Genomic DNA, 24,970 nt, shown 5'->3' on the forward strand with positions numbered 1-24,970 from the left:
TGAAACGACGATGATTCCAGAAAAATCAGAGGCAATCTTAACTTTTGACATGAGCACCAACCGTATTAACACCCTGATTAATCTGATCAGTTTGATGATCGTCTAATGACTAATGAACGTATTGTGTAAATTTTTACACGGTTGTTTCCTTAAAAGTCAATGTATATAGGTAATCTTTACAAGATATTTATATTTGGATATTTATTCATTAAGTTTCCGAGAAGAAACAATTAACTATAACCTTTAAAAATTAAAATTAGAGTTTTGATTTGTCACTAAGCTTCCAATGTAAAGATTTTGTAAAGGAATCTGTTCAATTCAGGTTAATTCATTACTGTTCCAAAATCAGAGCAAAAGGAACAGCAAAGATTGTTCAGCTTTTTTAAAGTTTTCCTATTTATTTTTTATATTTAAAGTTTCGCTCAAGTTGTTTTAATATTTTATACATTTCCGGAAGCCGATTGTAGATGGCAGATATTTTTAGCCAGAGTTTGTTGGAAATAGCAGGATAGCCAGAAACTACACTTCCGGGTTCTACATCTTTGTGGATTCCCGATTTAGCGGTCACAATTGCTCCATCCCCAACTTTCACTTGATTCGCAATTCCTACCTGACCCGCCAGCAGCACTTGATTACCCACTTTCACTCCTCCAGATAATCCGACTTGGGCTGCCAAGGCACAGTTTTGTCCCACCAAAGAGCCGTGACCAATATGTACCAAATTATCTAATTTAGTGTTGCGTCCAATGCGGGTTTCCCCAACCGCTGGACGGTCAATAGTGCTGTTACAGCCAACTTCCACCCCATCTTCTAAGACCGTGTAGCCAGACTGTTGCATTTTATACCACCCTTGGGGGGTTGGCACAAAGCCAAACCCTTCAGCACCAATGACTGCACCACTATGAATCACACAATCGTTACCAATGCGGCTTCGTTCATGAATAGTGCAGTTGGCATGTAGAACAGTGCGATCGCCTATTTCTACTTCAGGATATAGTACTACATTAGGATGGATACAGACCTGATTGCCAATCTTTACCCCTGCTGAAATTATGACGAAAGGTCCAATATAGACATCTGTTCCTAACTGAGCATCTGGGTCAATCACTGCAGTGGGGTGGATCACTGGTGCTGGTTGAAAGGGTTGATAGAAACATGCGATCGCATGAGCAAATAGTAATCTCGGTTCAGATGTCCCTACCCAAGCAATACCTCTTTCTGTCGCTTTTGCCTGTAATGCTTCATCCAGGGACAAAATTAAGGCACTCGCCTGGGTTTTTTCCACCATGTGGGCAAACTTGGGTCCCTCAATATAACTGAGAGTGCCTGGGGTGGCTTGATCGATGGGAGCAACTCCGGTAATTTCAGGGTTAAGCTCTGTATCGCTATTCAGGCTATGGCACAAAGACGCTGTACTACCCAGGTGTTCTATTAAAAGACTAAATTTCATGGCTCGGAGATAGGTGGGAATGGAATTTCACTTCTGGAATGATAGGATAAGTTGGGGAGTAAGCACCATTACTATTGAGTCAGTTACATCGGATTCACAATGCCTTAGTTATCTTGGCTGTTCCTAGCCCTTAAGTTATTCCATCACTCCAATTGGCTTTGGATATTTTAGTCATTAGTCAACAAGTTCTTTAGTTTCATCCATAGATGGAACTAATTAAGACCTTGAACGTTTAATGACCAAAAAGATGGGTTTCAAGCCCCGTCCTTCGTTGGCCTTTGGCCACGCTACGCGAACGACGGCTTTCAAGTAATGTGCTAGAATATGCATAGTGGCCTAACACAGACAGGAAAAGTCGGTACTGTCATAATTTCACGAGCGTTTTGCGATGTTAGCACTTGAGGCGCGAAAAACCTCATTAAAAACGTATGGATCCGTGCCAGATCCCGAAAACCAGTAAAGCAAACTTTGAAAACAAAAGTACCGTGGGGTTAGAAGTTACCGTAAGAAGAGTGGAGCCTTAAGCAAAAAGTTTTAACCCTTTTACCCATAGCCGACTAACCATAAAGGCGACCCTCTGATAAGGTTTCGTCTCCGGCACACGGAAACTGAGGAAACTCAACGCTTAGGGAGACAAGCCCACGCTCGGTTAGTTAAATTAGGCTAGATGTTTGGTTTTTAACGGGCATTTGGCTTAAATATTGCCTTTGACGGATAGCTAATTTTAGCGATGCAGCGCGGTCTTGGGGGTTTCCCCCATGAGCGACTGCATCAAGACAAGGCATGTCGAGGAACTAAGAATCCCCGTTCTTACAGGACGGGGAGTGTCAATAACGACTAATCAATCATGTCTGGTGGTGCTAAAGCAAACTTAAGAACACTTTTGGGGTTTCTAGTGACGGCGGCACACCATCAGACTGTTCAGGATCTGGTGGACTAATATAAAGTAGTAAGTTGAGCAATATTGTGATAGTAAGTGCCTGAAAAACTTTCTTAAACACGAGCCACACTCCTCATTCCGAATATATAGTCTTGGTGAAACAATCGAAAACGATGCTACTTGACTGAGATACGAACTTTCTAAAAATTGATACACCCGTGAAGGTAATTAACTCTACCAGTTTATTTAAGCAACCATATAAGTGCCAAGTTATATGTTCCGCCTCAGTGACTGGCACAGTGCAAAGGGTTGCTCCTAAATAATTCTGTGTAATTTAATAGATTGGGGGTAGCCGAGATTAGAACCAAAGCAAGAGTTTGCTAGTCGCTACAATGTAAAGAAAAACCAATATAGCACCCACCTGGGGTCAGTACCCTACTCTTGCCTAGAGAGGACTCCCTCGCCTAGTCATGCAAGATAGCTGACCAGCCTAAGACCTGCGAAGTCTAGGTTATCGGCAAGGGTTAAAGTTCCTACCTTAGGATGGGATGCCAGTCCGAAGCTGATTAACTAGATCGTTAAACAGTCCTACTAGGGGTAAGACAGTGCCATCAGAAGAATGAAGAATGAAGAATGAGGAATGAAGAATTTAAAATTCTAAATTCTAAATTCTAAATTCTACATTCTGACAGGATAGTACCGACCGATAACAAGCCGCGAGGCAAACATGAGGTTCTGCTTCGATAGGCTATGAAGGCTGTTAACAGGAACGGGTATGAACTGCATCTGTTCTCCCCACATTCATCCAAGGGGGTTTTAACCGCCCTTTGTGTTCGTTTTTTCTCCCCAGTTGCCCATACACGGGGTTTACAAATTTCACGCTTATTTTTTATGATTCCTACAGTTATCGAGCAATCAGGTCGTGGTGAACGTGCCTTTGACATTTACTCTCGTTTGTTGCGAGAGCGCATTGTATTCCTCGGACAACAGATTGATTCTGACTTAGCTAACTTAGTGGTTGCCCAATTACTCTTTCTAGAAGCTGATGACCAGGAAAAAGATATTTACCTGTACATCAACTCTCCCGGTGGTTCAGTGACTGCGGGCATGGGCATTTTCGATACGATGAATCAAGTTGGTCCGGACGTTTGCACTATCTGTGTTGGACTAGCAGCTAGTATGGGGGCTTTCTTACTCAGTGCTGGTGCTAAGGGTAAACGCATGAGCTTGCCCCACTCCCGGATTATGATTCATCAGCCACTGGGGGGAGCACAGGGACAGGCAAGCGATATAGAAATCCAAGCAAAAGAAATCCTCTACCACAAGCAGCAGCTGAACAAGTATTTAGCAGAACATACCGGTCAGCCACTGGAAAGGATTCAGGAGGATACCGAGCGGGATTTCTTCATGTCAGCGAATGAGGCTAAGGACTATGGTTTAATCGACCAGGTCATTGAGCGACGTCCCATAGCAACCCCTTTCCCAACAAAGTAATTCCCAAAAAACTAACCCAACAAACTAATTAGTGAGTTCAGACCAAGGCAAAAGTGATGCATGCCAATGACTAATGACTAATGATTAAAACATGGACATTGTAGAAAGCCTGAAAATGGCGGTCACGATGCTGGTTGCTAACAAACGGCGTAGTAGCTTGACCATGTTGGGATTATCATTGGCAATGCTTCGGTAATTGCCGTGGTCAGGATTGGGGAAGGTGCTCAGAAGCTTGTAACAGAATAGTTTGAGACTCTAGAGCCAAATGTAATGTTTGTGCTGCTGGGGTCTCGCCAAGCTCGCCGGACTAAATTTGAGTTACCTAAGATGTTAGTTTGGAGAGACGCTAAAGCGATCGCTAACCAAGTCCGGACTATTGCTGAAGTGACTCCCGAAATTAACAATCGGCAGTTAATCACCTACCGCAACCGAAATAGTAATTCCCAGGTTATGAGAACTACTCGGGAGTTTCTTTCAGTTCGTAGCTTTGAGGTAGCCAAGGGGCGATTTATTTCGGAACTAGACCTGAAGTGGAACAATCGGTTGGTGAGCGATTGAAAATCTATTGCGGCTTAGGCACAAAATTAATGGTGAAGATAATTTTGGTGTCCAAAGCCAGAAAGATGTCTTGGAAATTGTCAATACCTTCACAGGAGCATTGACGCTGATGTTGGCAGCGCTGATGTTGGCAGCGATTGCTGGTATTTCCCTACTAGTTGGCGGTATTAGTGTGATAAATATGATGTTAACCTGAGTTCGATGACAGAAATTCAGAAGTGTTGACTCCAATCCATGAGACCGTAGTCAGGAGTTAGGATAATAATTCAGAATTATTGGTTATAATACAGAATTTAACGCCGTTAAAAAACCTATTTTATCCGAAAAAATTTCTTTTATCAATGATTATGACTCATGGCTTCTGGCTCGAAGCTCCTTCAAGCTACCAACACCTGAGTTCTATCGAAGTCACGTTGAACAGTTAAGAGTATGAGACAATTTTAGCCATAAGCAATCTTGGTTTTCTGGTAATAGGAGACTAATTGCAAATCTATCCATGTGTTACATAAGACTGGGGAAGGATCAGCTAAGCAAAGCGATGCCAAATAAAACCACACCAAATAAAACCACAATCAAACCAGTATCCGTGCAGAAGCAGTTTCCCTTGACTACTGTAGGGGCACTTGTTGTCAATCCTAGTAGAAGAGTCTTAATTGTCAAAACTACTAAGTGGAAGGGTTTATGGGGTGTACCGGGAGGTAAAGTAGAATGGGGCGAAACGCTAGAATCGGCACTCCTAAGGGAGTTTCGAGAAGAAGTTGGTCTAGAGTTAACCCAAGTGAGCTTTGGGTTGTTACAAGAAGCGGTGCTAGACTCTAACTTTGTCCGAGAAGCCCATTTCATTATGGTCAACTACTATGCATTCTCTGCTAGGGAAACGATAACCCCCAACGAAGAAATTGAGGAATGGGTATGGGTTACTCCGCAACAGGCAATGGAGTATCCCCTCAATACCTATACTCGCGTGTTGATTGAGGATTATCTGCAAAGGCAATTACTTGGGAAAACCTACTAGCGAAGTATCAGACAACAACTTAACTCCAGAACAGTCTAGCTTTTGAACCAGTTGGAAAATACTCTGTCCCGAGACTGGTTCTACCCAATCAGGAGCAATTTCTACCAAGGGCACTAGCACAAAAGCTCTCTGTCTCATACGCGGGTGAGGGATTTGGAGCTCAGGTGTCTGTAGAATCAAATCATCAAATAAAAGTAAATCTAGGTCTAGGGTTCGTGGTCCCCAATGTTCCTGACGGACTCTACCAAACTCTTGTTCAATTCTTAGCAGAGTCTCTAGCAATTTCTGGGGACTTAGTTCCACCTCCAAAAGGGCACAACCATTGAGATAATCAGGTTGTGGCGGTCCAACTGGTGCAGTTTTATACCAACTAGAGCACAATTTTACGGTAACGCCTAGGGTTTGGTCGAGTTTTCTGAGGGCAGCTTCTAGGATGGCACGAGAGTCACCCAGGTTACTGCCAAGAGCGATCGCGCTCAATGAAAGCTTTGTGGTTACCAATTTTCCTGAATTATAGACCATCGACCTTCATCGGTTAACACAGCAGCTTTAGACCACGCCTCAATGGGACTGAGTATCACTTATCTTGCATTCACGAGAAGATTCACCCTTCCCAAAGTGGTTTAACCCATTACCTGTTCTATTGTATGGGGGTTTTTGAGACTCCCCATGCCTAGAAGGCAGGGGATTCTAGTTTCAACCACGTTTCTTGCAACGCCGTTACGCGAAGCGTCTGTTGGTGTGTTCATTCCTTTTTCTTGTTACTCAATGATGCTTGGGACCATAAACTTCACGAGCTTTTTTCCTACCCGATGATCCCTTCTTCTTTTTGTGAATTTTGCGTTGGGAGCCTTTAATATCTTTCTCGGCTGTCTTATGGCTGTTCAGGTCTTTGGAAAATCCATATTCACTACATAATCGAGTATTGTACGTGGTGTTGCTTTTTCTTAGCAACACCGGGATTGTCGAGCCAGTATCTAAGTACTTTATTGCGCACAAATTGAGATGTCCGAATAGCTTCATCTATTGCTTTAGCTTGAGTTTTTTTGACTACAGCCTTGTATGCCAGTACTAACATGCTTGCTTTACCTCCTTGTTTGTGTTAACTTACTCATGATATAGCTTCTGGACTTCACAGTGCGGAAGGTAGATTAGAAACTTGGGGCTTGTGCCCTCCTGTTTTTGGTCAGAGAGTTTGTTTTCTGGTTTGATAATAGAAATCATCTAAGTAACACCATGGACTTAAGGGGAAAAGTGGCCCTTATAACTGGGGGGGGCATTCGGGTAGGACGTGCTCTTGTTATCGCTCTTGCTAAAGCTGGGTGCGATGTCTTTATTCATTACGGACGCTCTGCTGATGCAGCTGCTGAAGTCAAAGCCGAAGCAGAGTCCTTGGGAGTGCGAGCTATTACCTACTCCGCTAATCTCGCCGACCCCGTGGCCACAGACACTATTATCCCTCAAGCAGTTGAAACCTTTGGAAAAATCGACATCCTGATTAATAGCGCTTCTATCTTCCCAGAAGAAGATCTATTTGCCCAGACTGATGTCGCTCTGTGGGATAAAATTTTTGCCATTAACCTTCGTGCCCCCTTCCAACTCAGTCAAGGGTTTGCCAAGCAACTTCCCCAAAATAGGAATGGCAAAATTATTAATATTAACGATGCTGGTATTGCCAAGCCAGATACTAACCATTTTGCCTATCGAATTACCAAACGGGGATTGTGGGATATGACAAAAATTATGGCATTGGAATTAGCCCCCCGCATTACAGTAAATGGTTTAGCGCTGGGACAAATTCTCGAACCTCCAGGTGACCCAGACCCTCAAGCCTTTATGGAAAATTATGCCCGTAAGTTTATTCCATTAAAAATCCCTGGAAATACCAAAGTAGTGACGGACAGCGCCCTGTTTTTACTTGAACAAGATTTTCTAACGGGTAGCACGATTACGCTGGATGGTGGTCAATATATTTAGTATATAGCGGTTTTTAACCTAGTAAGGTACAAGTTTTTGGGTTTATAGGGAGCAGGGAGCAGGGAGCAGGGAGCAGGGAGCAGGGAGCAGGGAGCAGGGAGCAGGGAGCAGGGAGCAGGGAGCAGGGAGCAGGGAGCAGGGAGCAGGGAGCAGGGAGCAGGGAGCAGTAAAGTCAGAAGAAAGAAAAGGTAAAAAATCCTGTGTACCTCATTAGGCTAAAAACCGCTATATTTAGTCAAATAGCTGGCGGGGTGATCGCCTCTGTATTTTTTAAGGTATTTTTCACCATAGTCACTTTCTCAGTGAGTTGGGGTGGCAGAAATTTTTAAGGGGATGGCACCTGAACTTTATCGGGAAAATAGATGATTCCGTTTTATCCATAATGACTGATACAATTACTGATAAAGTTATGGAAAAATTTCTGAACCATCTTAACTATAAAATCCTATTAAAATATATAATATTTCCCGCGATTGCGTCTGGGTTTGTCAAGCTTCCCCATTGCATTGAGAATTAGGAATTGAGAAATTACAATTGTTCCATTTCCAATTCAGACTTGAGCCAGTCAGCATGTCCGTTCTCGGTCATATCGAGAAATTCCTCAAGATTTTGGCAGCGTCCCGACTGCATATACTGACGGAACACACGATTGAGGCGTAGATTTTGGGAGAACTCCTCTATGGCTGCGCTGCGGATATCTTCAGTAAGATCAAGTTCCCGAGCATCCAGCAGTGCCAGAATTTTATGATAGGCTAGCTCGGCAGTTTCAAAAGCTGTCGCTGATTGCGTGATAGAATTATGACGCTTGTAGTATTGGTAAAGGGGCTGAGGATGGATTGCTATCTTTCCAACTCGGCTTAACAGCTCAAGATTGAACATAACGTCGGCAGCAAAGGGAACTTTAGTCCAACCTCGACCCAAAAATTTCCGGCGGAAAACTGGGAAAAAAGGCACACGAGGTTTGAGGATGTCGTCCGCCGTAGCAAAGGTAAGCGTGGTGCGATCGCGGAATGGACACTTGTACATAATTAGGTCAGTGTTGTACACGCCAGTGTTGTCGATTGCAGCACCATAGGTCATGGCCAGAGGAACCATTTCTGCTAGACGGTTTGGTTCATAGGCATCATCAGCATCTAGGTTGGCAATCACCTCCCCAGTAGAAATTGCTACCGCCGTGTTGCGGGCGGGACCTTCTCCACTGCCACACCCCCCTGTAAATGCTTGTTTCAATCGCGGATCGTTAATACCTTGGCGAGATAGTAAGGATAAGTAGTCTACTCCATCGTCCGAACCAATCACCACCTCCCAGTTTGAATAAGTCTGTGCTATAAGGCTTTTGATAGCTTGCGCGATTGTATTTTCGGCTTGGTATGCTGGAATGATAATGCTGACTAGGGGTTTATTTTTCTCAGGCATAGTTCTCTGACTCTATCGAAATCGAATCGCTGAAAAGATTAAGGTTTATAGCTGGTTCCTTATTAATTATCACTATTAATTATCAGATCAATTATCTTAATTATCAGATCAATTATCTCTTCTGAGAGAACTTTCATGCCATTGCCCCAGAACCAAGTTGGATAAGGTGGTCAAGAGTACAAAAATCAAGATACCTAGACTACTAATCATAAACAAAGCAGCAAACATCCGGGGAATTTCGAGATTGTAGCCAGCAATTAGCATTTGATAAGCAATTCCTGAATTAGCACCGCCTGTACCGGCAACAAACTCAGCTACTACTGCTCCGATTAAGGCTAATCCACCACTAATACGTAATGCAGCTAAAAAATAGGGTAAAGCACTTGGTAATCGCAGATACAGCATTGTCTGCCAGCGAGATGCTTTGTAAAGCCGGAACAGGTCACTTAAGTTGGAATCGATACTATTTAAACCAAACGTCGTATTAGAAATAATCGGGAAGAATGCTACAATCCAAGCACAAATTACCAAAGCAGCGAAGGTATTGTTCCTCAGCCAAATAATAATTAAAGGCGCGATCGCAGCAATAGGCATTGTTTGCAGAACTACTGCATAGGGATATAAGCTTTTTTCAATCCACTTACTCTGAGCCATTAACATGGCAATTAGCAAGCCTGAAACTGCTGCTGTTATAAAGGCCGCTACAGTGATTTTTATGGTGATCAGCAATGGCTGAAATAAACTGTTCCAGTCCCTAATTAATACCTTGATAATTAGCAAAGGACCTGGTAATATGTAGGAGGGCGTACTAGTCACTCGAACAGATATATCCCACACCATCAACACCAGGATTCCCACTGCCACAGGGGCTATAATATCGATAGATAGCAAATGGTTCAGTTTTAGCTTTGCCAGAACGAATGCTTTATTTTTTTTCATAAATAAAATTATTAGATACCGTTTAATATAGCTGTAAAATTGCTGTAAAATTTATATTCATATTTTTGATAATCATAATTTATCAGTTATGTCTAAATAATAATTTATAAATTATCACTCATAATTCATCCCTTTTGACAACTGCTCAGCCACCTTCTGACAATATTTTGTATAAACTAAGGATGTACGAAACTGTTCGTTACGTGGTGATGGTTCATCAATAGTTATATCCGCCACTACTCGACCTGGACGAGCTGCCATTACTACCACCCGATTGGATAGATATACGGCTTCATAAATATTGTGAGTCACAAAAACCACAGTCCAGTGTTTTTTACTCCACAAATCAAGTAACTCCAGGTTAAGCTTAGTACGAGTGATATCATCCAAGGCTCCAAAGGGCTCATCCATCAGCAATACCTTGGGAGAAGTAACAAGAGCTCTGGCAATAGAGACTCGCATTTTCATGCCACCGGATAGTTGACGGGGATAGGATTGGGCAAAACTTTCCAGTCCAACTAATTGGAGCGCTTCTTTAATAGCATGATCAGCAACTTTTTTAGAGACCCTAGCCAATTTAAGAGGCAAACGAACATTTCCCATTACCGTTGCCCAAGGCATTAGTGCTGCTTCTTGGAAGACAAAAGCTATCTCCTTTTGGTGGGCGCGATCGCTCCATTCTATGTTTCCCGAACTCATAGTGCTTAGTCCAGCAATGATGCGTAGCAGGGTACTCTTACCACATCCCGATGGTCCTACCAGACTGATGAATTCGGACTTATTGATGTTGAGATTTAGGTCTTTTAGCGCTACAGTACCATTGTCAAAAGTTTTGTTGACATGGGTAAGAGAAATAGCTGGTTTTTGGTTCATCTATTGTCAGTTAGTAGCAATAGACTTCTTGCAGAAGTCGGTAACAGGTAACAGCGGAAAAAAATTTATAAAAACAGTATCATAAAACTACTTTTGCAAGAGGTCTAATCAGTGATTAGCAATCCGTTAATAATAGTTAAAATTATCCACTAGCTAGATATAAATTAATGTCTAATAACAATATCTAATAAATTTGAGGTTAACATGTCTATAAATAATATATTCGGCATTTTACTTTTTTTTTAATAAGCTGTTATTTTGGTACTTAATTAAAGTAACTAATAAACTAAAATGTTGACTAACTTTTTGTATAAAAATTTACTCCTTTATTGACAAATGCTAAGGTGTAGGCTTGTTTGTAATCAGTCTTGGCATCAAGTACCCCAACGGTAACTAACTCATTGAACAAACTTTCCCAGCGTTCATCGGTCATTGCCCCAATGCCAAGTTTTTCAGCATCACCAGAGATGATAATACCATACTCTTGAAGCTTATCCAGACCATAGGCAATTAGGTCATCACTCATCTCTGGATTATCTTTTTTGATCAGCTCATTGGCTGGTTCGGGATTCTCTAGATAGCTATACCATCCTTTGATTGAGGCATCAACAAATCGCTGAACCAGGTCGGGGTTAGTTTCAACGAGTTTCTTCGTGGTTTCAATGGTGAAACTATAGGGATTGTAACCAGCATCTGCTAAGGGTAATATATTGGGCTTAAAGCCTCCTTGTTTTTCTATAATGTAAGGTTCAGAGGTCAAAATTCCCTGTTGGGCTGAATTTTTATCTACTAAGAAAGGGCTAACATTAAAGTTATAGGGGCGTTTCTGGTCATCTGTAAAACCGTATTTTGCCTTGAGTAGGGGCCAATAGGTTGTGATGGCTCCAGGAGCAACAAAAATCGGTTTACCTTTTAATTGTGCTAGAGAGTCATTGCCTACCCCTGGATGAGCCAAGAGAATTCGTATTCCTTTTTGGAAGATACTTGCTACAGTCATTTTGGGAATACCTTGTTGCACTGCTTTGATAGCATCAACAGCCTGTCCCATACTTAAATCAACTACTCCTCCCAGTAATAATTGGGTAGGATTGCTCTGAGGACCTGTTGGTTGTATAGTAACATCTAGGTCATAATTTTGATAAATGCCAGTAGCAACAGCCTGATAAAAACCACCGTACTCTGCTTCAGCTTTCCAGCCCAGAGCAAATTTTATTTTATCTAATTTACCTTTTTTTTCTGTAGTTAATGGTGTAGAGGTTTGATTATTACAAGCTGCCAAAACACTACTACCAAGAGTGATGGAGCTAAGTTTAAGTAATTGGCGACGCTTAATTTTATAGATTTCTTTCATATAAAACTTCAACCGGCTAGAGCAGTAATTGAGATGATCTGGTTGTGGTGGTTTGAAATGGTGCAGCTTTAGGCAAACTAGAACGGTCTGGTAGGGAAAAACCTTGAATTTGGTCTAGGTTCGCGATTAGCAGCTTCTAAGATAGTGCGTAATTTACCTAAGTTACTACCGATAGCGATCGCACTAAGCTGTACTCACTAAGCAGTAATCACTAAGCTGTACTCACTAAGCTGGTACTTTGTACTTGCCATTTTTTCTAAGCTCACTATCACTTTGGCGTTTAAACCCCAACAAACACACTGATAGAAATAATACCATACTCGCTCTAATTAATAAAATATAATTATATAGCAATATAACAATATTACACTATTTATAGATTTTAAGCTAACACGCATCTAAATTGAATCTGTTCATCTTATGAAACAAACCATGAAACCCTCTCCCCACCTCCATTTCCCCATCTCCCCATCAGCCTCAACCCAAAAATTAAGTGCGTGACAGCTTAGGCAGGGGATTGAGGCAGGTTCTGGACGAAAGAGGGAGTTACAATGAACGTGACGCTTTTTTCTCACAGCCATGAGGAGTTATTAAGAAAATGGAAGTAAAACTGGTTTTAGTGGTACTAACAATTGCTTTTACTGCTTTGTGCCTGTTTTTTGGGACTAAGAACGGATTTTATGATTCAGACGATTATCACGGCAACGGCTCTGCACACTAAGCTTCCAGTATTTACCGCAAATTCTGGGTTTAAAGCCCCGTCCTTCTAGGACGGCTTTTAGTTGACACAACTATCGCGCTATAGTATAATCAGAGTGTAGGGTACAGGCTGAAAAACCGAACGCGCCCCGCGTCGCCTTTGGCGATGGCTGAGCCGGGAGAGAGACCCGTAACTTATTGACCTAAAAGTACTAATGCCCGGAGGGTAGGGAAAGTCCTCCTTTCTTGATGCAGTCGCTCATGGGGGAAACCCCCAAGACCGCGCTGCATCGCTAAAAACCCAATCATCAATTAGCAGTTGGTGTGTGAACCCGAGCATTGCACAGTTTAAGATTAAATGGTACGGCGGGGCACGCCGGAACCAGGTGAAACAGAGGAGAAACGGACTTCATAAGGCACTTCTCAATCTTGTTGCTAAACGCCCAAGGAGATCAGCCCGCTGGGTCTTTTGTGAACTAAACTAAAGTCTTGGTCTTGACGGGATTTCGGTTTAGACATTGCCCGGTTTCTGACAGAGTCAGGGATTAGGAGACAAAGGTTTAAGGCCGATCGTGGATCTGGGAATCCCCTTCCTTCCAGGGCGGGGAGTGTCAATTTAGCTGTCAGCTGCTGAGCTTTCAAAAAGCCTTCATCGTTTAGCCTTGGAAAAACCCATGCATCTAGCATCAAAGCAGAGGCTAAAGGCTAGATGCTGACCGAAGAGCGGGGAGTGTAAGGGGGCTCACGGGGGTTTTCCCAACCAAGCCCCTGCCTTCTAGGGATGGGGAGTGTCAAAAAATTAAAATCCTCACTTAGAGGTTAGAGGAACTTCGCCAGTCCATCCCTACTTAACTCCCTACTGTGGTGATGTTGTTGGCAGCCCTTATCCCCTCTTGACTCTGACCTCGAAAGAAGGGAAACTAGTTGAGAACTACCCACACCCACCCTAAGGGGTAGGGTGTGGGATTTTCATAGACTCCAGAGTGACCTATAGGGTATATCCAGCATACAAACCCCTCTAAATTCGTACGGAGTGACAACTCTACCACGTTTGTTTTGACTGGGGAAGAATCCGTTGAATTTTCCGTTCAAGGAAGATACAGCCAACGGAAAAATAGTTTCACCTTATTTTCCGTTGGCGATCACCCATTCTGTCTGCCTCTTCCAAGGCTTAATCATTCACCCTTCCCTGATTAGTAAGACGTGGGTTAACGGAGCCAGATTAGCTAAAATTTAAGTTGAAGCTCATGAGCAATCAACGCCCAGTAGCATCCTCTGATCAGGATGACCGATTAACCTGCTTTCCTTACGGTGTTGGTCATGGTGCAGAAGGGATCTGTTTGTTGGTGCAGATGGGACCACACCGCATTCTCCTTGATTGTGGATTAGAAGACATTTCCCCCCTACAGATCGATGGGATACCACCAGCAGATTTAGTCCTGTGTAGCCACGCTCACTCAGACCATACTCAGGGATTGCTGGCTCTTCACCAAACTTTTCCACAATTACCAATTTACGCCAGTGAGGTAACGACTCAACTATTACTACTCAACTGGCCGGAACTGCCTCCTGAAGATATTCCCCCATTTTGTCAAGCTCTGCCGTGGGCTACCCCTGTAGAATTCTGCGAGGGACTCACTGCTCAATTGTTCCCAGCTGGACACTTGCCAGGAGCAGCAGCATTTTTACTAACTTACACCACTCGCCATCGAACTTACCGACTGCTTTACACCGGTGATTTTTTCCTGTCGAACTCACGGCTGGTGGAGGGATTATCCCTTGAATCGCTCAGGGGGACACAGCCGGATGTGGTAATTGTAGAAGGCAGTTATGGTACTGCTCGACATCCCCATCGGCGGCAACAAGAAAATCAACTAGTAGAGCGTATTGAGCAGGCAATTGCTACCAATAACTCAGTGCTGTTACCAGTGCCTACCTTAGGTCTAGGTCAAGAAATCCTCATGCTCCTGCGCTCTCATCACCACTTTACAGGACGCGACCTGGATATTTGGGTCAATGGAACGGTGGCTGCTGGTTGTAATGCTTACTTAGAACTGCTGTCTCACTTTCCCACCTCAGTACAAAATTTTGCCCGACATCAAGCCTTGTTTTGGGATGAGCGGGTACGTCCTCGGGTGCGGCGGTTAGATCCCCAGCACCGAGATGCTATCGGTAAATCTCCCTGTATTATCCTCACTGACTTAAACATGGATTGGAGGGAGTACTGGCAGCAAGAGAACCCTTCTTGGGTTGTCCTGCAACCGGAACATCTTAAATCTTTGGATCCAATGGATGACTACGGATGGCTTAAGGTTGAAACTTATCTGCTGGCTCAACATGGGGATTGTCTGGGAACCACCCAGTTGATTCATAATCTTCGACCTCAACATGTGATTTTTGTTCACGGCTCCCCTACATACCTAGCTGATCTTGCCGGTTTGGAAGAGTTACAAAATCGATATCACCTCCATACGCCAGCAGCAGGAACACTGGTAGAACTTCCCATTGGTGATACCTTTATCAGACCAGCTCTACCAACGGAAACAAACTATGAAGGAGAGTTAAATGAATTAGATACACTTGTCTATATCACTCTTTCAAGGGCGATCGCAACGGATCCTCGTTGGCAAAATTTCGCTGATACTGGTTTAGTAGAAGCCCGCTGGCAAGGAGAAGAACTGGTCTTGCGGGGATTGTCACAACGAGAACTACTCAAACAAGGGGGCAGAGCCAAGATACCAATTAATATCGAGTGTTGTGGTAATTGTCTGTACCAAAGAGGGCAGCGCTGCTGGAATCCAGCGTCAGCTCTCTATGGTTTTAAAGTAACACTAGATGGATACTGTCCAGTTTTTGAACGGATAGAACCCCTTGAGTAACGAATAGTTAAGGGAAAATTGCTAGCTAGTTGTGAGTTATCAATTTTCCCTTAACAGTTGTCCATTAACAATGAACAATCTAGTCCTGATTTAAGTCTTGGGAGCGGGGGTGGATTTGTTCAGCCTCTGGACAATCATCAGAGACTATCGGATCAACATTACCTCGGAAAACAGAAGCTAGCTTGTGACTCACAGAGCCTATGCTTTCCAAGCGGACCATTTCTTCCCAGGAACTGATCTCATCCTCTTCGTCTGTTTCATAACGAATTGTGACTAAATCTCCCTCGATATCAACAATGCGGGCGCGTTCAATCCAACGTTGCTGATCCCGCAAGAAAACGCAGACCTCACGACCATCGCAGCAGAGTTGATAAATCTTGCGGTGTAGCATATTCGGCTTCTCCTGTTGCAGATAACTCTTGGTTTTACTGGTGAAGTAAGCGGTTGCGTTTCTTTAGAAACAACTTTATTTTGACATACTTCCCACGAATATAATTGGCGGGTTTCTCTCCATCCGGAACGATGATGAGATACAATCGAAGGCTAAAATAAACCTGAGCCACCAGAGTAGGAATACTCCAGATCCTTTTTTTGTTGGCTCTGGCGACTAAAATACCATTTACTTGAGTAGTCGAGCCGCCATAAGCAGCAAAAATGGATTCCAAGAATTTAAAGGATTAGCAGTAATTGTAGCTCACTCCTCGTATCCCCAGCCCTAAAGGGTAGGGGTTGGCTTGAAATCATTTTTGGTTAACTTAACATGGAATTAAGCGGGTTTGTCTATTCCTTGTTAAAGATTAAAATAGCTTAATAGTCTTTTATGTTCATTGCTTGAGAGTAAGGCATGCATTAGAAGCGAGTTTGAGTTGATCAACCCTGCTCGTGTGATTGATTACTTTTTTTATGCATTGTTTTTATGCATTGTCTTGATGCAGAACGCGAATTTGGGCAACCCCCTCAGGTCGGCGCTACATCCCTTAGTTGATTTAATTCAGTATCCTATATCTCCCGAACCCATTTCTGCTGCTTGCCAGCAATGGTGCTGTAGTCTTTCAGAGATGGTGTTTGGGGGTATGGTTACTCTATAGTTATTTGGAAACTTAGATTCCACTAGTATTGCTATCGATGGCAATGGAGTAAGAATCCGAAAACTCCCCCAAGTTAAACATAGGGGATTGTGAGCTAATGTTGCTCATGGGGTTAAAAACCGGGTACTAGCAAGGTTGACAGTAGGATTTTACTCACACGCTTTGTGGCTGTTTAAACACACTACTAACAAACTTGGCTCAAAAAGAGCTGTGGCGTTCCCCTTAGTCTTCTTAGCTGTGACACTCCCCGCCCGCTTATGAGCGGGGATTCTTAGTTCTACGACATGCCTTACAATTAGTTATCCAGCAAAGGCAATATTTAAGCCTAATACCCGTTTAAAAACGCGCATATCGAGCCTAATTTAACTAATCCCAGTGGGCTTATCTCCCTAAGCGTTGGGTCTCCCCCGTTCCCGTGTGCCCCACGGTACGTTTGTATTTCAATTTGCTATTTTACTGGTTTTCGGTATCCGTTAAGATCCATGCGTTTTGGCGAGGTTTTTCGCTCCTCGTGTACTAGTATCGCTTTACGTCGTTGTTTTTAAATTGGCAGTACCGACGAATCCTACCTGTACTAGGCTACATGTTTATTCTAACATACTCTACTTAAAAGCCGTCCTAGAAGGACGGGGCTTGAGACCCAAAATTTTTGGTCACCGACTTGGCTATCTATAGGATACAGCAGGAGAAACCCTACTGCTGATAAACATCGGCGTGGCTAAAGCCTTCTGGTTCAAGGAGCAAGCATTTTGGTAGGTGTCTACAGGTTCCACATACCCATCATTGTGACATACTAATCCCTGTACGTGCTTGGCACTAAGCATGAATTTGGGAAAAAAAACTGCCAACCTGCCAACCTGCCATCGGTCGCAGTCAGAGTCACTCAAAAATAGCCTCTTGCTGTGACTAAAAGTGGTCAGGCGCTCAATAGATAAAGCTGATTTTAAATCGTAAGGGAGAAAAGCCAGTGTTTGAGATCGTACGCAGTCAAGACCAATACGAAACTTACATTCTCACTGACCACAATGCCCAGTCTCGATTAGAAGTGGTTCCTGAACGGGGTGGCATTGTCACTCGGTGGAATATCCAAGGTCACGAGATTTTTTATCTTGATGCGGAACGCTTTAAAGATCCCAATCTGAGTGTACGGGGTGGCATTCCCATCCTCTTCCCCATCTGTGGAAACTTAGTTAATGATACTTATACATACCTTGGCAAAGACTATACTCTCAAACAACACGGCTTTGCCCGTAATTTGCCTTGGCAGGTGACTGATAGTGCAACGAATGACATGGCAGTGTTGACTCTCACCCTCAAGAGTAATGACCAAACTCGCTCTGTCTATCCGTTCGACTTCGAAGTTACCTTTACCTATCGATTAAAGGGCAACACCCTAGACATTGACCAGCGCTATACTAATCATTCCGCTGAACCGATGCCCTTTTCCACAGGTTTCCATCCCTACTTCTTGACGTCTGACAAAACTAAACTGGAGTTTGATATTCCTGCATCGGAGTATCAGGAGAAGCAAACTCAAGCAGTACATCCTTTCAGTGGCAGTTTTGATTTTAGCTGTGATGAAATTGATGTAGCGTTTGGGCAACTCAGTGATAAGACTGCCAGTGTTACTGATCCCGAACGGGGATTAGCGATCGCATTGACCTACACTGATGCTTACTCGACCTTGGTATTTTGGACAGTTCAAGGCAAGGACTTTTATTGCCTTGAACCTTGGAGTGCTCCCCGTAACGCTCTTAACACTGGGGAAAATTTAACTCACTTAGCTCCCGGAGAGAGTAGTGAGGCATCGGTGAGGCTAACGGCGAAATTTTTCTAAATTTCCCTAGACATTTCCTTATCAATGTGATATTATTAGTAAAGGTATGTTTGAAAAAAGCTTACCGGGTCGCTAACTCAATGGTAGAGTACTCGGCTTTTAACCGATTAGTTCCGGGTTCGAGTCCCGGGCGACCCATTTTTACTTAACTACTAGTTAGCCCTATATGTCTATCGATACGAATTCTAGGTACTAGGTAAGTATTAGGTACTAGGTATAAAATGAACAGTTGACCACCTCTGTGCTTTAAAAGGTATACTGCCTGGGCTTGTTGGAGCCCGCAAAGCCAACAAACCTTAAATTATTGCTCAAATCAGAAAGGTTAGGAGCTCTTCTCAAAACTCTTAGCAAAACTACCTATACTTTACTGTTTATCCAGATTTTTCCCAGGGGTGGTTGGGTAGTCTTTTAGAGATTTGGTAATCTTTGTCAAGTTTTATAGACTCAGCTTTGTCTAGATGATCTAATCAAGAAATTTGAATAAAAGCTGCAAAATATCTTAAGATTATCTAAAGAATTAACCTGTCTTGATGCAGTCGCTCATGGGGGAAACCCCCAAGACCGCACCGGTAGTCGCTCATGGGGGGAACCCCCAAGACCGCGCTACCTCGCTGCATCGCTGTCTAGAAGCAACTAGATTTACATGTCTGGACTGGCGATTCTGTTCACGAGTCACTAGGGAGTGTCAGACGTGAGGCTTCTCGCCGGAATAGCTAACAAACAAAGTTAGGAGGAATATAATATGGCACTTGTACCCATGCGGCTACTGTTGGATCACGCAGCTGAGAACGGCTACGGGATTCCAGCATACAACGTTAACAACATGGAACAAATCCTGTCTATCATGCAGGCTGCTGAAGAAGCGGATAGTCCGGTAATCTTACAAGCTTCTCGTGGTGCCCGCAAATATGCAGGTGAAAACTTCCTCCGCCATCTGGTCACAGCAGCGGTGGAATCCTACCCTCATATTCCCATTGCCATGCACCAAGACCATGGCAATAGCCCAGCCACCTGCTATTCGGCAATTCGTAACGGCTTCACCAGTGTGATGATGGATGGCTCCTTGGAAGCTGATGCTAAGACTCCAGCCAGCTTCGATTACAACGTCAGTGTTACTGCCGAAGTAGTAAAAGTTGCCCATGCTATCGGTGTTAGTGTTGAAGGGGAACTGGGTTGCCTAGGTTCACTCGAAACCGGTAAAGGTGACAAAGAAGATGGTCACGGATTTGAAGGAACTCTGACTCGCGACCAACTATTGACCGACCCCGACGAAGCAGTTGAATTTGTTGAGCGCACCCAAGTTGATGCTCTAGCTGTAGCTATTGGTACTAGCCACGGTGCTTACAAGTTCACCCGCAAGCCGACTGGAGAAATTCTTGCTATTAGTCGGATTGAAGAAATTCATAACCGTCTGCCTAACACTCACTTAGTGATGCACGGTTCTTCCTCTGTGCCTCAAGAGTGGCTTGACATGATCAACCAGTACGGTGGTTCTATTCCTGAAACCTATGGTGTACCCCTTGAAGAAATTCAAAAGGGTATTAAGAGCGGTGTCCGTAAGGTTAACATCGACACCGACAACCGCTTGGCTATCACTGCTGCTATCCGGGAAGCTGCTGCCAAAGATCCTTCTAACTTTGACCCCCGTCACTTCCTCAAGCCTTCTATCAAGTATATGAAGCAGGTTTGCTTGAAGCGTTACGAAGCCTTTGGTACTGCTGGTAATGCTAGCAAGATCAAGCAAGCGACTATCGATGTTTTTGCAACTAAGTATGCCAACGGTGAGTTAAGTGCTGTGGCGAAGAAGGCTGTAACTGCCTAGTTTTTCACGCTTCACAGGAAAATCATTGCTGTTTTGGTGAACCAAGAACAAGCAGAATTATTTGGGTAGCTGTTAAAGTTACCCAATTTTTTGTTATTAGTGATTAGTTATCTGAAAATTGCCTATTTTCAGACACTTACAGCTGTCTTTGATACTCTTCGAGAATATCGATTAGATCCATCTGACACTGCATGGGTAGCAAATCTGCTAGGGGAACTTGCCGTTTCCCACCACCTAGCTTGACCTGAATGCTTTGCAGGATTGGCATCATCTGGTCTTCTGTGATTGTATTAGTGTTATCGATTAGTAGGGGATAAAATTGTTCAGCCAAAGTGGTATGTAGATGGGCATCCCTAAGGTAGAGATGCCATTTGGCTACATCAATATATACTTTGTCGCCAATTTCAGCAGCGAGAGTTTCGATTGCTTCTGTAGAAGTTGGATTAGCCATGGTAATTAGCTGTTTCTAATTAATTACATGTTGGGATATCTAAGGAAGATTTAAAGTTAAAGGTTTAAAGTTGAAGGTGTAAAGTTTAAATTTTCCCTCAAAACAGTTTGCTCATCACCTTGTATTAAAAGACCGGAGTTTATTTGTTGGCTTTCTGTTAACCGTCAACAGTTAACCGTCAACAGTTAACCGTCAACAGTTAACCGTCAACAGTTAAGCGCCAACAGTCAAGAAAAAATCAATTACTACAATTATCTTGGGTGATTTCATCCTTGAGGGGATTCGGTTGGAGGTTCTTGAGTAGGCAGGGGAGTATAGTTTGCGATCGCAAATATATAAACCCCATGCCCTACTAAAATCAATCCCCACAGACCAGTAAACCAGTATGCCCAAGTCCATTGAGCATACTGTATAGTTTTGAAGAACCACACTCCGGAATTACAAGCAGCAAAAATTGCTACATGTACAGCAAAGTTCATGCGGTCATCTAGACGACGGTAGGCTGGATCACGTCGGTCAGGTTTACGAGGCCAACGAGGAGGCATAGATATTTGTCAGTTTTTAGTTGTGTAACGGCTTGGTCTGATACCGACCCTAGTCAGTTAATTTAATTCTAGAACCTAATGTTGGATTGAACATGATCCGAAGCAAACAGTTTGTTCCCTTAAATATTGCAGTCATGACGGTGTCGGATTCCCGTACCGAAGCCACGGATAAGTCGGGTAAGCTGCTAGTTGAGAGTTTAACCCAGGCAGGGCATCACTTAGCGGAAAAGGTTCTTGTTCCAGACAACATCTACAAAATCCGTGAGGTGGTTTCGCGATGGATTGCTGACGAATCTGTACAGGTAGTGTTGACTACAGGAGGAACTGGCGTTACAGGTCGAGATGGTACACCAGAAGCGATTCAACCTCTGCTGGATAAGGAAATCCAGGGCTTTGGTGAAATTTTCCGCATGATTTCCTACCAAGAGATTAAGACTTCTACTATCCAATCTCGTGCCCTGGCTGGTGTGGCTAACGCAACATACATCTTTTGTCTGCCAGGATCTTCTGGAGCTTGTCGGACAGGTTGGGAGCAGATTATCAAAGCTCAGCTCGATTTGGGCAATTCCCCCTGTAATCTGGTGGAACTGATGCCACGTTTGCGAGAAACCTAATCTTAGCAATGGGCTGAGATTTGGTAATCCCCGGATTTACCTCCGGTCTTACTCAACAGGCGAATCGATTCAATCGCGATAGACTTTTCCAAAGCTTTGGCCATATCGTAAAGGGTCAAAGCTGCAACAGAAACTGCTGTTAGTGCTTCCATTTCTACACCAGTTTCAGCTTTAGTAGTCACAGATGCCTGAATCTGATATCCCGGTAGTTGGGGGTCAGGTTCGATTTGAACTTCGAGCTTGTGTAGGGGCAAGGGATGACACAGAGGAATCAGTTGGGAAGTTTGCTTTGCTGCCATAATCCCAGCCAGCCTAGCGGTTCCTAAGACATCACCCTTGGGGGCATTACCAGCTTGGATGGTGTTGAAGGTTGTGGTTTTCATCCGTACCTGAGCAGCGGCTACTGCCTGACGTTTGCTAAGCTCTTTGCCAGAAACATCGACCATCTGAGCTTGACCTTGACTATCGAGATGGGATAACGATTGATTTCCACAAGAGTATTGCGACATTTTTGATCTATGTGTTATGATAAATAACTGTTGACCCACAAAAAAGTGGCAGCAGTTAAGGGCTTGTAGCTCAGTGGACTAGAGCACGTGGCTACGGACCACGGTGTCGGGGGTTCGAATCCCTCCTAGCCCGTTTCTTAAGCTAAGGCATTCTATTGTCTATAGCATATAAATCCCGTTCACGACCGATGGCAAATCTGAGGGAACGGGATAGATTTTTGTTGGACTTAGTCATAAAGATAATCAGTCCCAAAAATGCTATACCAGCACCACAGGAGAAAATTCCTCGATATCCTAAGAGGTCAGCGAAATAACCAAAGATCGGCCCAGCTAGGCCAATCCCTAAATCAAACCCACTAATGCAGACAGCGAATACCTGACCCCGTTCGTCAGCAGAGGAGCGGTCAGTCATCAAAGCAGTCATCATCGGTATGAATAGTCCAACGCCAGCTCCTTCTAGGAAAGCGGCTAGTAAAAATTCAACTCCCGTTTCAGCCTGGGAAATCATCAACATTGAGATGATATAGCAAACCACACTAGCGGTGATAAATACTCCTCGTCCATAGCGATCAGATGCCTGACCAGTTAACACACGAATCACAAAACTAGCGATCGCAGCAGCTGTGAAAAACAATCCTGGATTGAGATTAATACCAGTCTCTCGAATAAACAGAGAGACAAAGCTAACTTTTGTTCCAAATACTATACCGAACAACAGCATTACCAAAGCTGGAATTCCAAGAGCAGGGCTGGTTAACAACTGCCATAGTTTGACCAATAGCTGCCAAATCGAGTTTAACCAAGATTCTGATTGTTCCTGCTCAGGTGTAGCATGCCTGATTGGTTCACGAATCTGACTCCCTAACAGCACACCCAGCCCACCTAGAGCTGCAGACACTAAGAATAAAACCGTGTAGCTAACCTCTTGTTGTAGAAAACCCCCTAGCGCTGGTCCGAGACCTAAACCAATCGGTGTTGCCAAACTCATGTAACCAATTAACTCACCCCGCTTGTCAACAGGGGACAAATCGGTGACTAGAGCCAGATAACCGATGGTAAAGGCTGCAATACTGATGCCATGAAACATTCGAACCAGCATCAACAGGCTAATCGACTGGGTAAATAGATAGCCCAAAGGCGCTAGAGCTACAGCGCTAGTACCAATAATTACTACCAACTTGCGACTGCGCAGGTCTGCCATACGCCCCAGTGGGTTTCTAAACAGCAACAGACCAATGGCAAAGCAACCCATTACTAGCCCCACCTGTTGCTTGGTACCACCCAAGTCTTCAATATATTGCGGCAGGGTTGGCAACAAAGACGTTAAGCTTGACCAAAATAGCAGACCTACAGTAAATAAAATCAGCAAACTTTGGCGTTGCTGCCCTTCCAGGGTCTGAAAAACTTTCACGCGCTCTATAATCCTGAGAAAACTGGCACTTGAGATAGTTAGATAAAATCCGGTTGACTAATCATCATAGTCCTTCTCGGGTAATGAGTATTTGCGCTTTGGCTGATGGGTAATTGACAATTACCTGTAAGCCAAAGCGCGAACAGCCAAAAATCCGGGGAATATTTGGGAAGTAATTAACCGGACTTTATACTACTTCTTTAGTTTACTCTTCTTAACATTTTGCCCAGAGGCTTAGACAGGGTGATCGGGTGATGGGGTGATCAAGGTTGGGGGAAGAATCTCACGACCTATTATTGTTCACAAATTAATTAGGATGGCGATGCTCTGAAAGAGCCGCTACGCGAACGCAACAACAACTCAGGTCAAGCTTGGCTACTGGTAGTGCATAATGGAGCGCTCAATTTTATCACAAAAGTATTTCCGATACTATTTTATTTAACAGTTCACGAGCCTCTAATAATCGATTTTCTAGCCCAGTCTTTAGTATTCTCCAGGTAAGTCACCAACATTTTCCATTCCCTAGCTTCTTTTGTTAAATCCTTAACATTGCTTAGGTAGACTAAAGTAATGCGGCGCTCTTCGTTATCAGAACAAACCTCCAGAATGGTTTTGTATAGCTTTTGCCAATGCTCTAACCAGTTATCTTCAATGGGATCAAAAATTGCTTCGAACAAATTTCGCCATAACAACTCAATAGTTTTAATAGTTTTGAGATTTTCCTCGGTAGGCTTATCCCAGCCTACATGGCGCTGACGTAATACTTTAATAGGTGGGGGATTTTCACTCATAGACAGCAATTTACTATTCAGTCTTTGAAGCTACATTCCTAGAATTCCGTGACATACTCCCACACTGACCTTACAGGTTCAGTGTGGGCTTCTTGCCAACTCCACCCAACGGTTCGGATACTCGGCAAGCTTTATTAACGACACGGGATGCCCCTCCGCGCCGGAACAATACAAAAATTCGATTTTTCCGCTAGTTAAATAGCTGACAAACCAGCATTTAAGGCCTTTGGCCACGCTTCGCGAACGGCTTTGTTTATCAGTACATATATTATAGCAATTCCATACATACTCTGTGCAAAATTCATCCCACACCTATGCTGCGAATTAGGTGTGGGATGAATTTTGCCGGACAGCTAAATGCTGTCTTAACA

General features: G+C 43.6%; 25 protein-coding genes and 2 tRNA genes. 12 read left to right on the forward strand and 15 right to left on the reverse strand.

Features of this window, described 5'->3' with window-relative positions:
- Positions 1 to 397: 397 nt before the first annotated feature.
- A complete protein-coding gene (gene lpxD / locus F6J90_RS05405; RefSeq protein WP_293091442.1) occupies positions 398 to 1,450 on the reverse strand; it encodes a UDP-3-O-(3-hydroxymyristoyl)glucosamine N-acyltransferase in 1,053 nt (350 codons plus the stop codon).
- A 1,771-nt stretch (positions 1,451 to 3,221) separates the two neighbouring features.
- Here lpxD and clpP point away from each other — a divergent pair.
- The 4 genes from clpP to F6J90_RS05425 all read left to right on the forward strand — a co-directional run bounded on the left by clpP (position 3,222) and on the right by F6J90_RS05425 (position 5,397).
- Positions 3,222 to 3,824 carry an ATP-dependent Clp endopeptidase proteolytic subunit ClpP gene (gene clpP / locus F6J90_RS05410; RefSeq protein ID WP_293091443.1) on the forward strand — a complete coding sequence of 201 codons (603 nt, stop codon included), beginning with the start codon at positions 3,222 to 3,224 and terminating at the stop codon, positions 3,822 to 3,824.
- A 270-nt stretch (positions 3,825 to 4,094) separates the two neighbouring features.
- Positions 4,095 to 4,382, forward strand: a complete 288-nt coding sequence (locus F6J90_RS05415) for an ABC transporter permease (RefSeq protein WP_366513688.1) — start codon at positions 4,095 to 4,097, stop codon at positions 4,380 to 4,382.
- A 7-nt stretch (positions 4,383 to 4,389) separates the two neighbouring features.
- A complete protein-coding gene (locus F6J90_RS05420; protein ID WP_293091445.1) occupies positions 4,390 to 4,578 on the forward strand; it encodes a hypothetical protein in 189 nt (62 codons plus the stop codon).
- Between the two features lie 342 nt (positions 4,579 to 4,920).
- Positions 4,921 to 5,397, forward strand: coding sequence for an NUDIX domain-containing protein (locus tag F6J90_RS05425; RefSeq protein WP_293091446.1), 477 nt, complete (start codon positions 4,921 to 4,923; stop codon positions 5,395 to 5,397).
- Here F6J90_RS05425 and folK read toward each other — a convergent pair.
- Both folK and F6J90_RS05435 read right to left on the reverse strand, forming a co-directional pair.
- Positions 5,377 to 5,898 carry a 2-amino-4-hydroxy-6-hydroxymethyldihydropteridine diphosphokinase gene (gene folK / locus F6J90_RS05430; RefSeq protein WP_293091447.1) on the reverse strand — a complete coding sequence of 174 codons (522 nt, stop codon included), beginning with the start codon at positions 5,896 to 5,898 and terminating at the stop codon, positions 5,377 to 5,379. The genes F6J90_RS05425 and folK overlap by 21 nt on opposite strands.
- 409 nt (positions 5,899 to 6,307) lie before the next feature.
- Positions 6,308 to 6,475, reverse strand: a complete 168-nt coding sequence (locus tag F6J90_RS05435) for a transposase (RefSeq protein WP_293091448.1) — start codon at positions 6,473 to 6,475, stop codon at positions 6,308 to 6,310.
- A gap of 176 nt (positions 6,476 to 6,651) precedes the next feature.
- Here F6J90_RS05435 and F6J90_RS05440 point away from each other — a divergent pair, with 176 nt between their 5' ends.
- A complete protein-coding gene (locus F6J90_RS05440; protein ID WP_293091449.1) occupies positions 6,652 to 7,374 on the forward strand; it encodes an SDR family NAD(P)-dependent oxidoreductase in 723 nt (240 codons plus the stop codon).
- 528 nt (positions 7,375 to 7,902) lie between these two features.
- Here the strand turns inward: F6J90_RS05440 and F6J90_RS05445 are convergent.
- The 4 genes from F6J90_RS05445 to F6J90_RS05460 all read right to left on the reverse strand — a co-directional run bounded on the left by F6J90_RS05445 (position 7,903) and on the right by F6J90_RS05460 (position 11,953).
- Positions 7,903 to 8,790 carry a glycosyltransferase family 2 protein gene (locus tag F6J90_RS05445; RefSeq protein ID WP_293091450.1) on the reverse strand — a complete coding sequence of 296 codons (888 nt, stop codon included), beginning with the start codon at positions 8,788 to 8,790 and terminating at the stop codon, positions 7,903 to 7,905.
- A 108-nt stretch (positions 8,791 to 8,898) separates the two neighbouring features.
- On the reverse strand, positions 8,899 to 9,729 hold the full coding sequence (locus F6J90_RS05450) for an ABC transporter permease (protein ID WP_293091451.1): 831 nt from the start codon (positions 9,727 to 9,729) through the stop codon (positions 8,899 to 8,901).
- A gap of 114 nt (positions 9,730 to 9,843) precedes the next feature.
- A complete protein-coding gene (locus tag F6J90_RS05455; RefSeq protein WP_070390962.1) occupies positions 9,844 to 10,602 on the reverse strand; it encodes an ABC transporter ATP-binding protein in 759 nt (252 codons plus the stop codon).
- A 298-nt stretch (positions 10,603 to 10,900) separates the two neighbouring features.
- Entirely contained in the window at positions 10,901 to 11,953 is a 1,053-nt protein-coding gene (locus F6J90_RS05460) for an ABC transporter substrate-binding protein (RefSeq protein WP_293091452.1), read from the reverse strand.
- A 1,946-nt stretch (positions 11,954 to 13,899) separates the two neighbouring features.
- Between F6J90_RS05460 and F6J90_RS05465 the strand changes: the two genes are divergently transcribed.
- Positions 13,900 to 15,531: an MBL fold metallo-hydrolase gene (locus tag F6J90_RS05465; protein ID WP_293091453.1), complete on the forward strand. Its 1,632-nt coding sequence runs from the start codon at positions 13,900 to 13,902 to the stop codon at positions 15,529 to 15,531.
- A gap of 79 nt (positions 15,532 to 15,610) precedes the next feature.
- Here F6J90_RS05465 and F6J90_RS05470 read toward each other — a convergent pair whose 3' ends face one another.
- From F6J90_RS05470 to F6J90_RS05480, 3 genes are all read right to left on the reverse strand, one after another.
- Positions 15,611 to 15,922: a DUF6679 family protein gene (locus F6J90_RS05470; protein ID WP_293073739.1), complete on the reverse strand. Its 312-nt coding sequence runs from the start codon at positions 15,920 to 15,922 to the stop codon at positions 15,611 to 15,613.
- Between the two features lie 34 nt (positions 15,923 to 15,956).
- Positions 15,957 to 16,196, reverse strand: coding sequence for a hypothetical protein (locus tag F6J90_RS05475; protein WP_293073742.1), 240 nt, complete (start codon positions 16,194 to 16,196; stop codon positions 15,957 to 15,959).
- A gap of 1,088 nt (positions 16,197 to 17,284) precedes the next feature.
- The gene (locus F6J90_RS05480) at positions 17,285 to 17,506 is read right to left on the reverse strand and encodes a hypothetical protein (RefSeq protein ID WP_293091454.1); all 222 of its coding nucleotides are present in this window, start codon (positions 17,504 to 17,506) and stop codon (positions 17,285 to 17,287) included.
- Between the two features lie 80 nt (positions 17,507 to 17,586).
- On the opposite strand from F6J90_RS05480, the gene F6J90_RS05485 reads away from it, so the two are divergent.
- The 4 genes from F6J90_RS05485 (at position 17,587) to fba (ending at position 20,278) form a co-directional block, all read left to right on the forward strand.
- Positions 17,587 to 18,456 (forward strand): aldose epimerase, encoded by an 870-nt coding sequence (locus F6J90_RS05485; protein WP_293091455.1) that lies wholly within the window; start codon positions 17,587 to 17,589, stop codon positions 18,454 to 18,456.
- A 66-nt stretch (positions 18,457 to 18,522) separates the two neighbouring features.
- Positions 18,523 to 18,594 (forward strand) — tRNA-Lys (locus tag F6J90_RS05490).
- Positions 18,595 to 18,998: 404 nt separating this feature from the next.
- Positions 18,999 to 19,151: a hypothetical protein gene (locus F6J90_RS05495; RefSeq protein ID WP_293091456.1), complete on the forward strand. Its 153-nt coding sequence runs from the start codon at positions 18,999 to 19,001 to the stop codon at positions 19,149 to 19,151.
- Positions 19,152 to 19,198: 47 nt separating this feature from the next.
- A complete protein-coding gene (gene fba, locus F6J90_RS05500; protein ID WP_008182039.1) occupies positions 19,199 to 20,278 on the forward strand; it encodes a class II fructose-bisphosphate aldolase in 1,080 nt (359 codons plus the stop codon).
- A 136-nt stretch (positions 20,279 to 20,414) separates the two neighbouring features.
- Here the strand turns inward: fba and F6J90_RS05505 are convergent, their stop codons facing one another.
- Complete coding sequence (locus F6J90_RS05505) at positions 20,415 to 20,729, reverse strand: DUF3181 family protein (protein ID WP_071103773.1); 315 nt, start codon at positions 20,727 to 20,729, stop codon at positions 20,415 to 20,417.
- Positions 20,730 to 20,995: 266 nt separating this feature from the next.
- A complete protein-coding gene (locus F6J90_RS05510; protein WP_008182041.1) occupies positions 20,996 to 21,274 on the reverse strand; it encodes a 2TM domain-containing protein in 279 nt (92 codons plus the stop codon).
- 92 nt (positions 21,275 to 21,366) lie between these two features.
- Here F6J90_RS05510 and moaB point away from each other — a divergent pair, with 92 nt between their 5' ends.
- Positions 21,367 to 21,888 (forward strand): molybdenum cofactor biosynthesis protein B, encoded by a 522-nt coding sequence (gene moaB, locus F6J90_RS05515; protein WP_366513692.1) that lies wholly within the window; start codon positions 21,367 to 21,369, stop codon positions 21,886 to 21,888.
- Positions 21,889 to 21,890: 2 nt separating this feature from the next.
- Here the strand turns inward: moaB and moaC are convergent, their stop codons facing one another.
- The gene (moaC, locus tag F6J90_RS05520) at positions 21,891 to 22,397 is read right to left on the reverse strand and encodes a cyclic pyranopterin monophosphate synthase MoaC (protein WP_293091458.1); all 507 of its coding nucleotides are present in this window, start codon (positions 22,395 to 22,397) and stop codon (positions 21,891 to 21,893) included.
- A gap of 59 nt (positions 22,398 to 22,456) precedes the next feature.
- Between moaC and F6J90_RS05525 the strand changes: the two genes are divergently transcribed.
- A tRNA-Arg gene (locus F6J90_RS05525) sits at positions 22,457 to 22,530 on the forward strand.
- A gap of 9 nt (positions 22,531 to 22,539) precedes the next feature.
- On the opposite strand, the gene F6J90_RS05530 is transcribed toward F6J90_RS05525, so the two are convergent.
- The gene (locus F6J90_RS05530; RefSeq protein ID WP_293091459.1) at positions 22,540 to 23,808 is read right to left on the reverse strand and encodes an MFS transporter; all 1,269 of its coding nucleotides are present in this window, start codon (positions 23,806 to 23,808) and stop codon (positions 22,540 to 22,542) included.
- Between the two features lie 446 nt (positions 23,809 to 24,254).
- The gene (locus F6J90_RS05535) at positions 24,255 to 24,599 is read right to left on the reverse strand and encodes a hypothetical protein (RefSeq protein WP_293091460.1); all 345 of its coding nucleotides are present in this window, start codon (positions 24,597 to 24,599) and stop codon (positions 24,255 to 24,257) included.
- Positions 24,600 to 24,970 lie beyond the last annotated feature (371 nt).

This window comes from Moorena sp. SIOASIH (genome assembly GCF_010671925.1).
In the GTDB taxonomy this organism is placed as follows: Bacteria; Cyanobacteriota; Cyanobacteriia; order Cyanobacteriales; family Coleofasciculaceae; genus Moorena.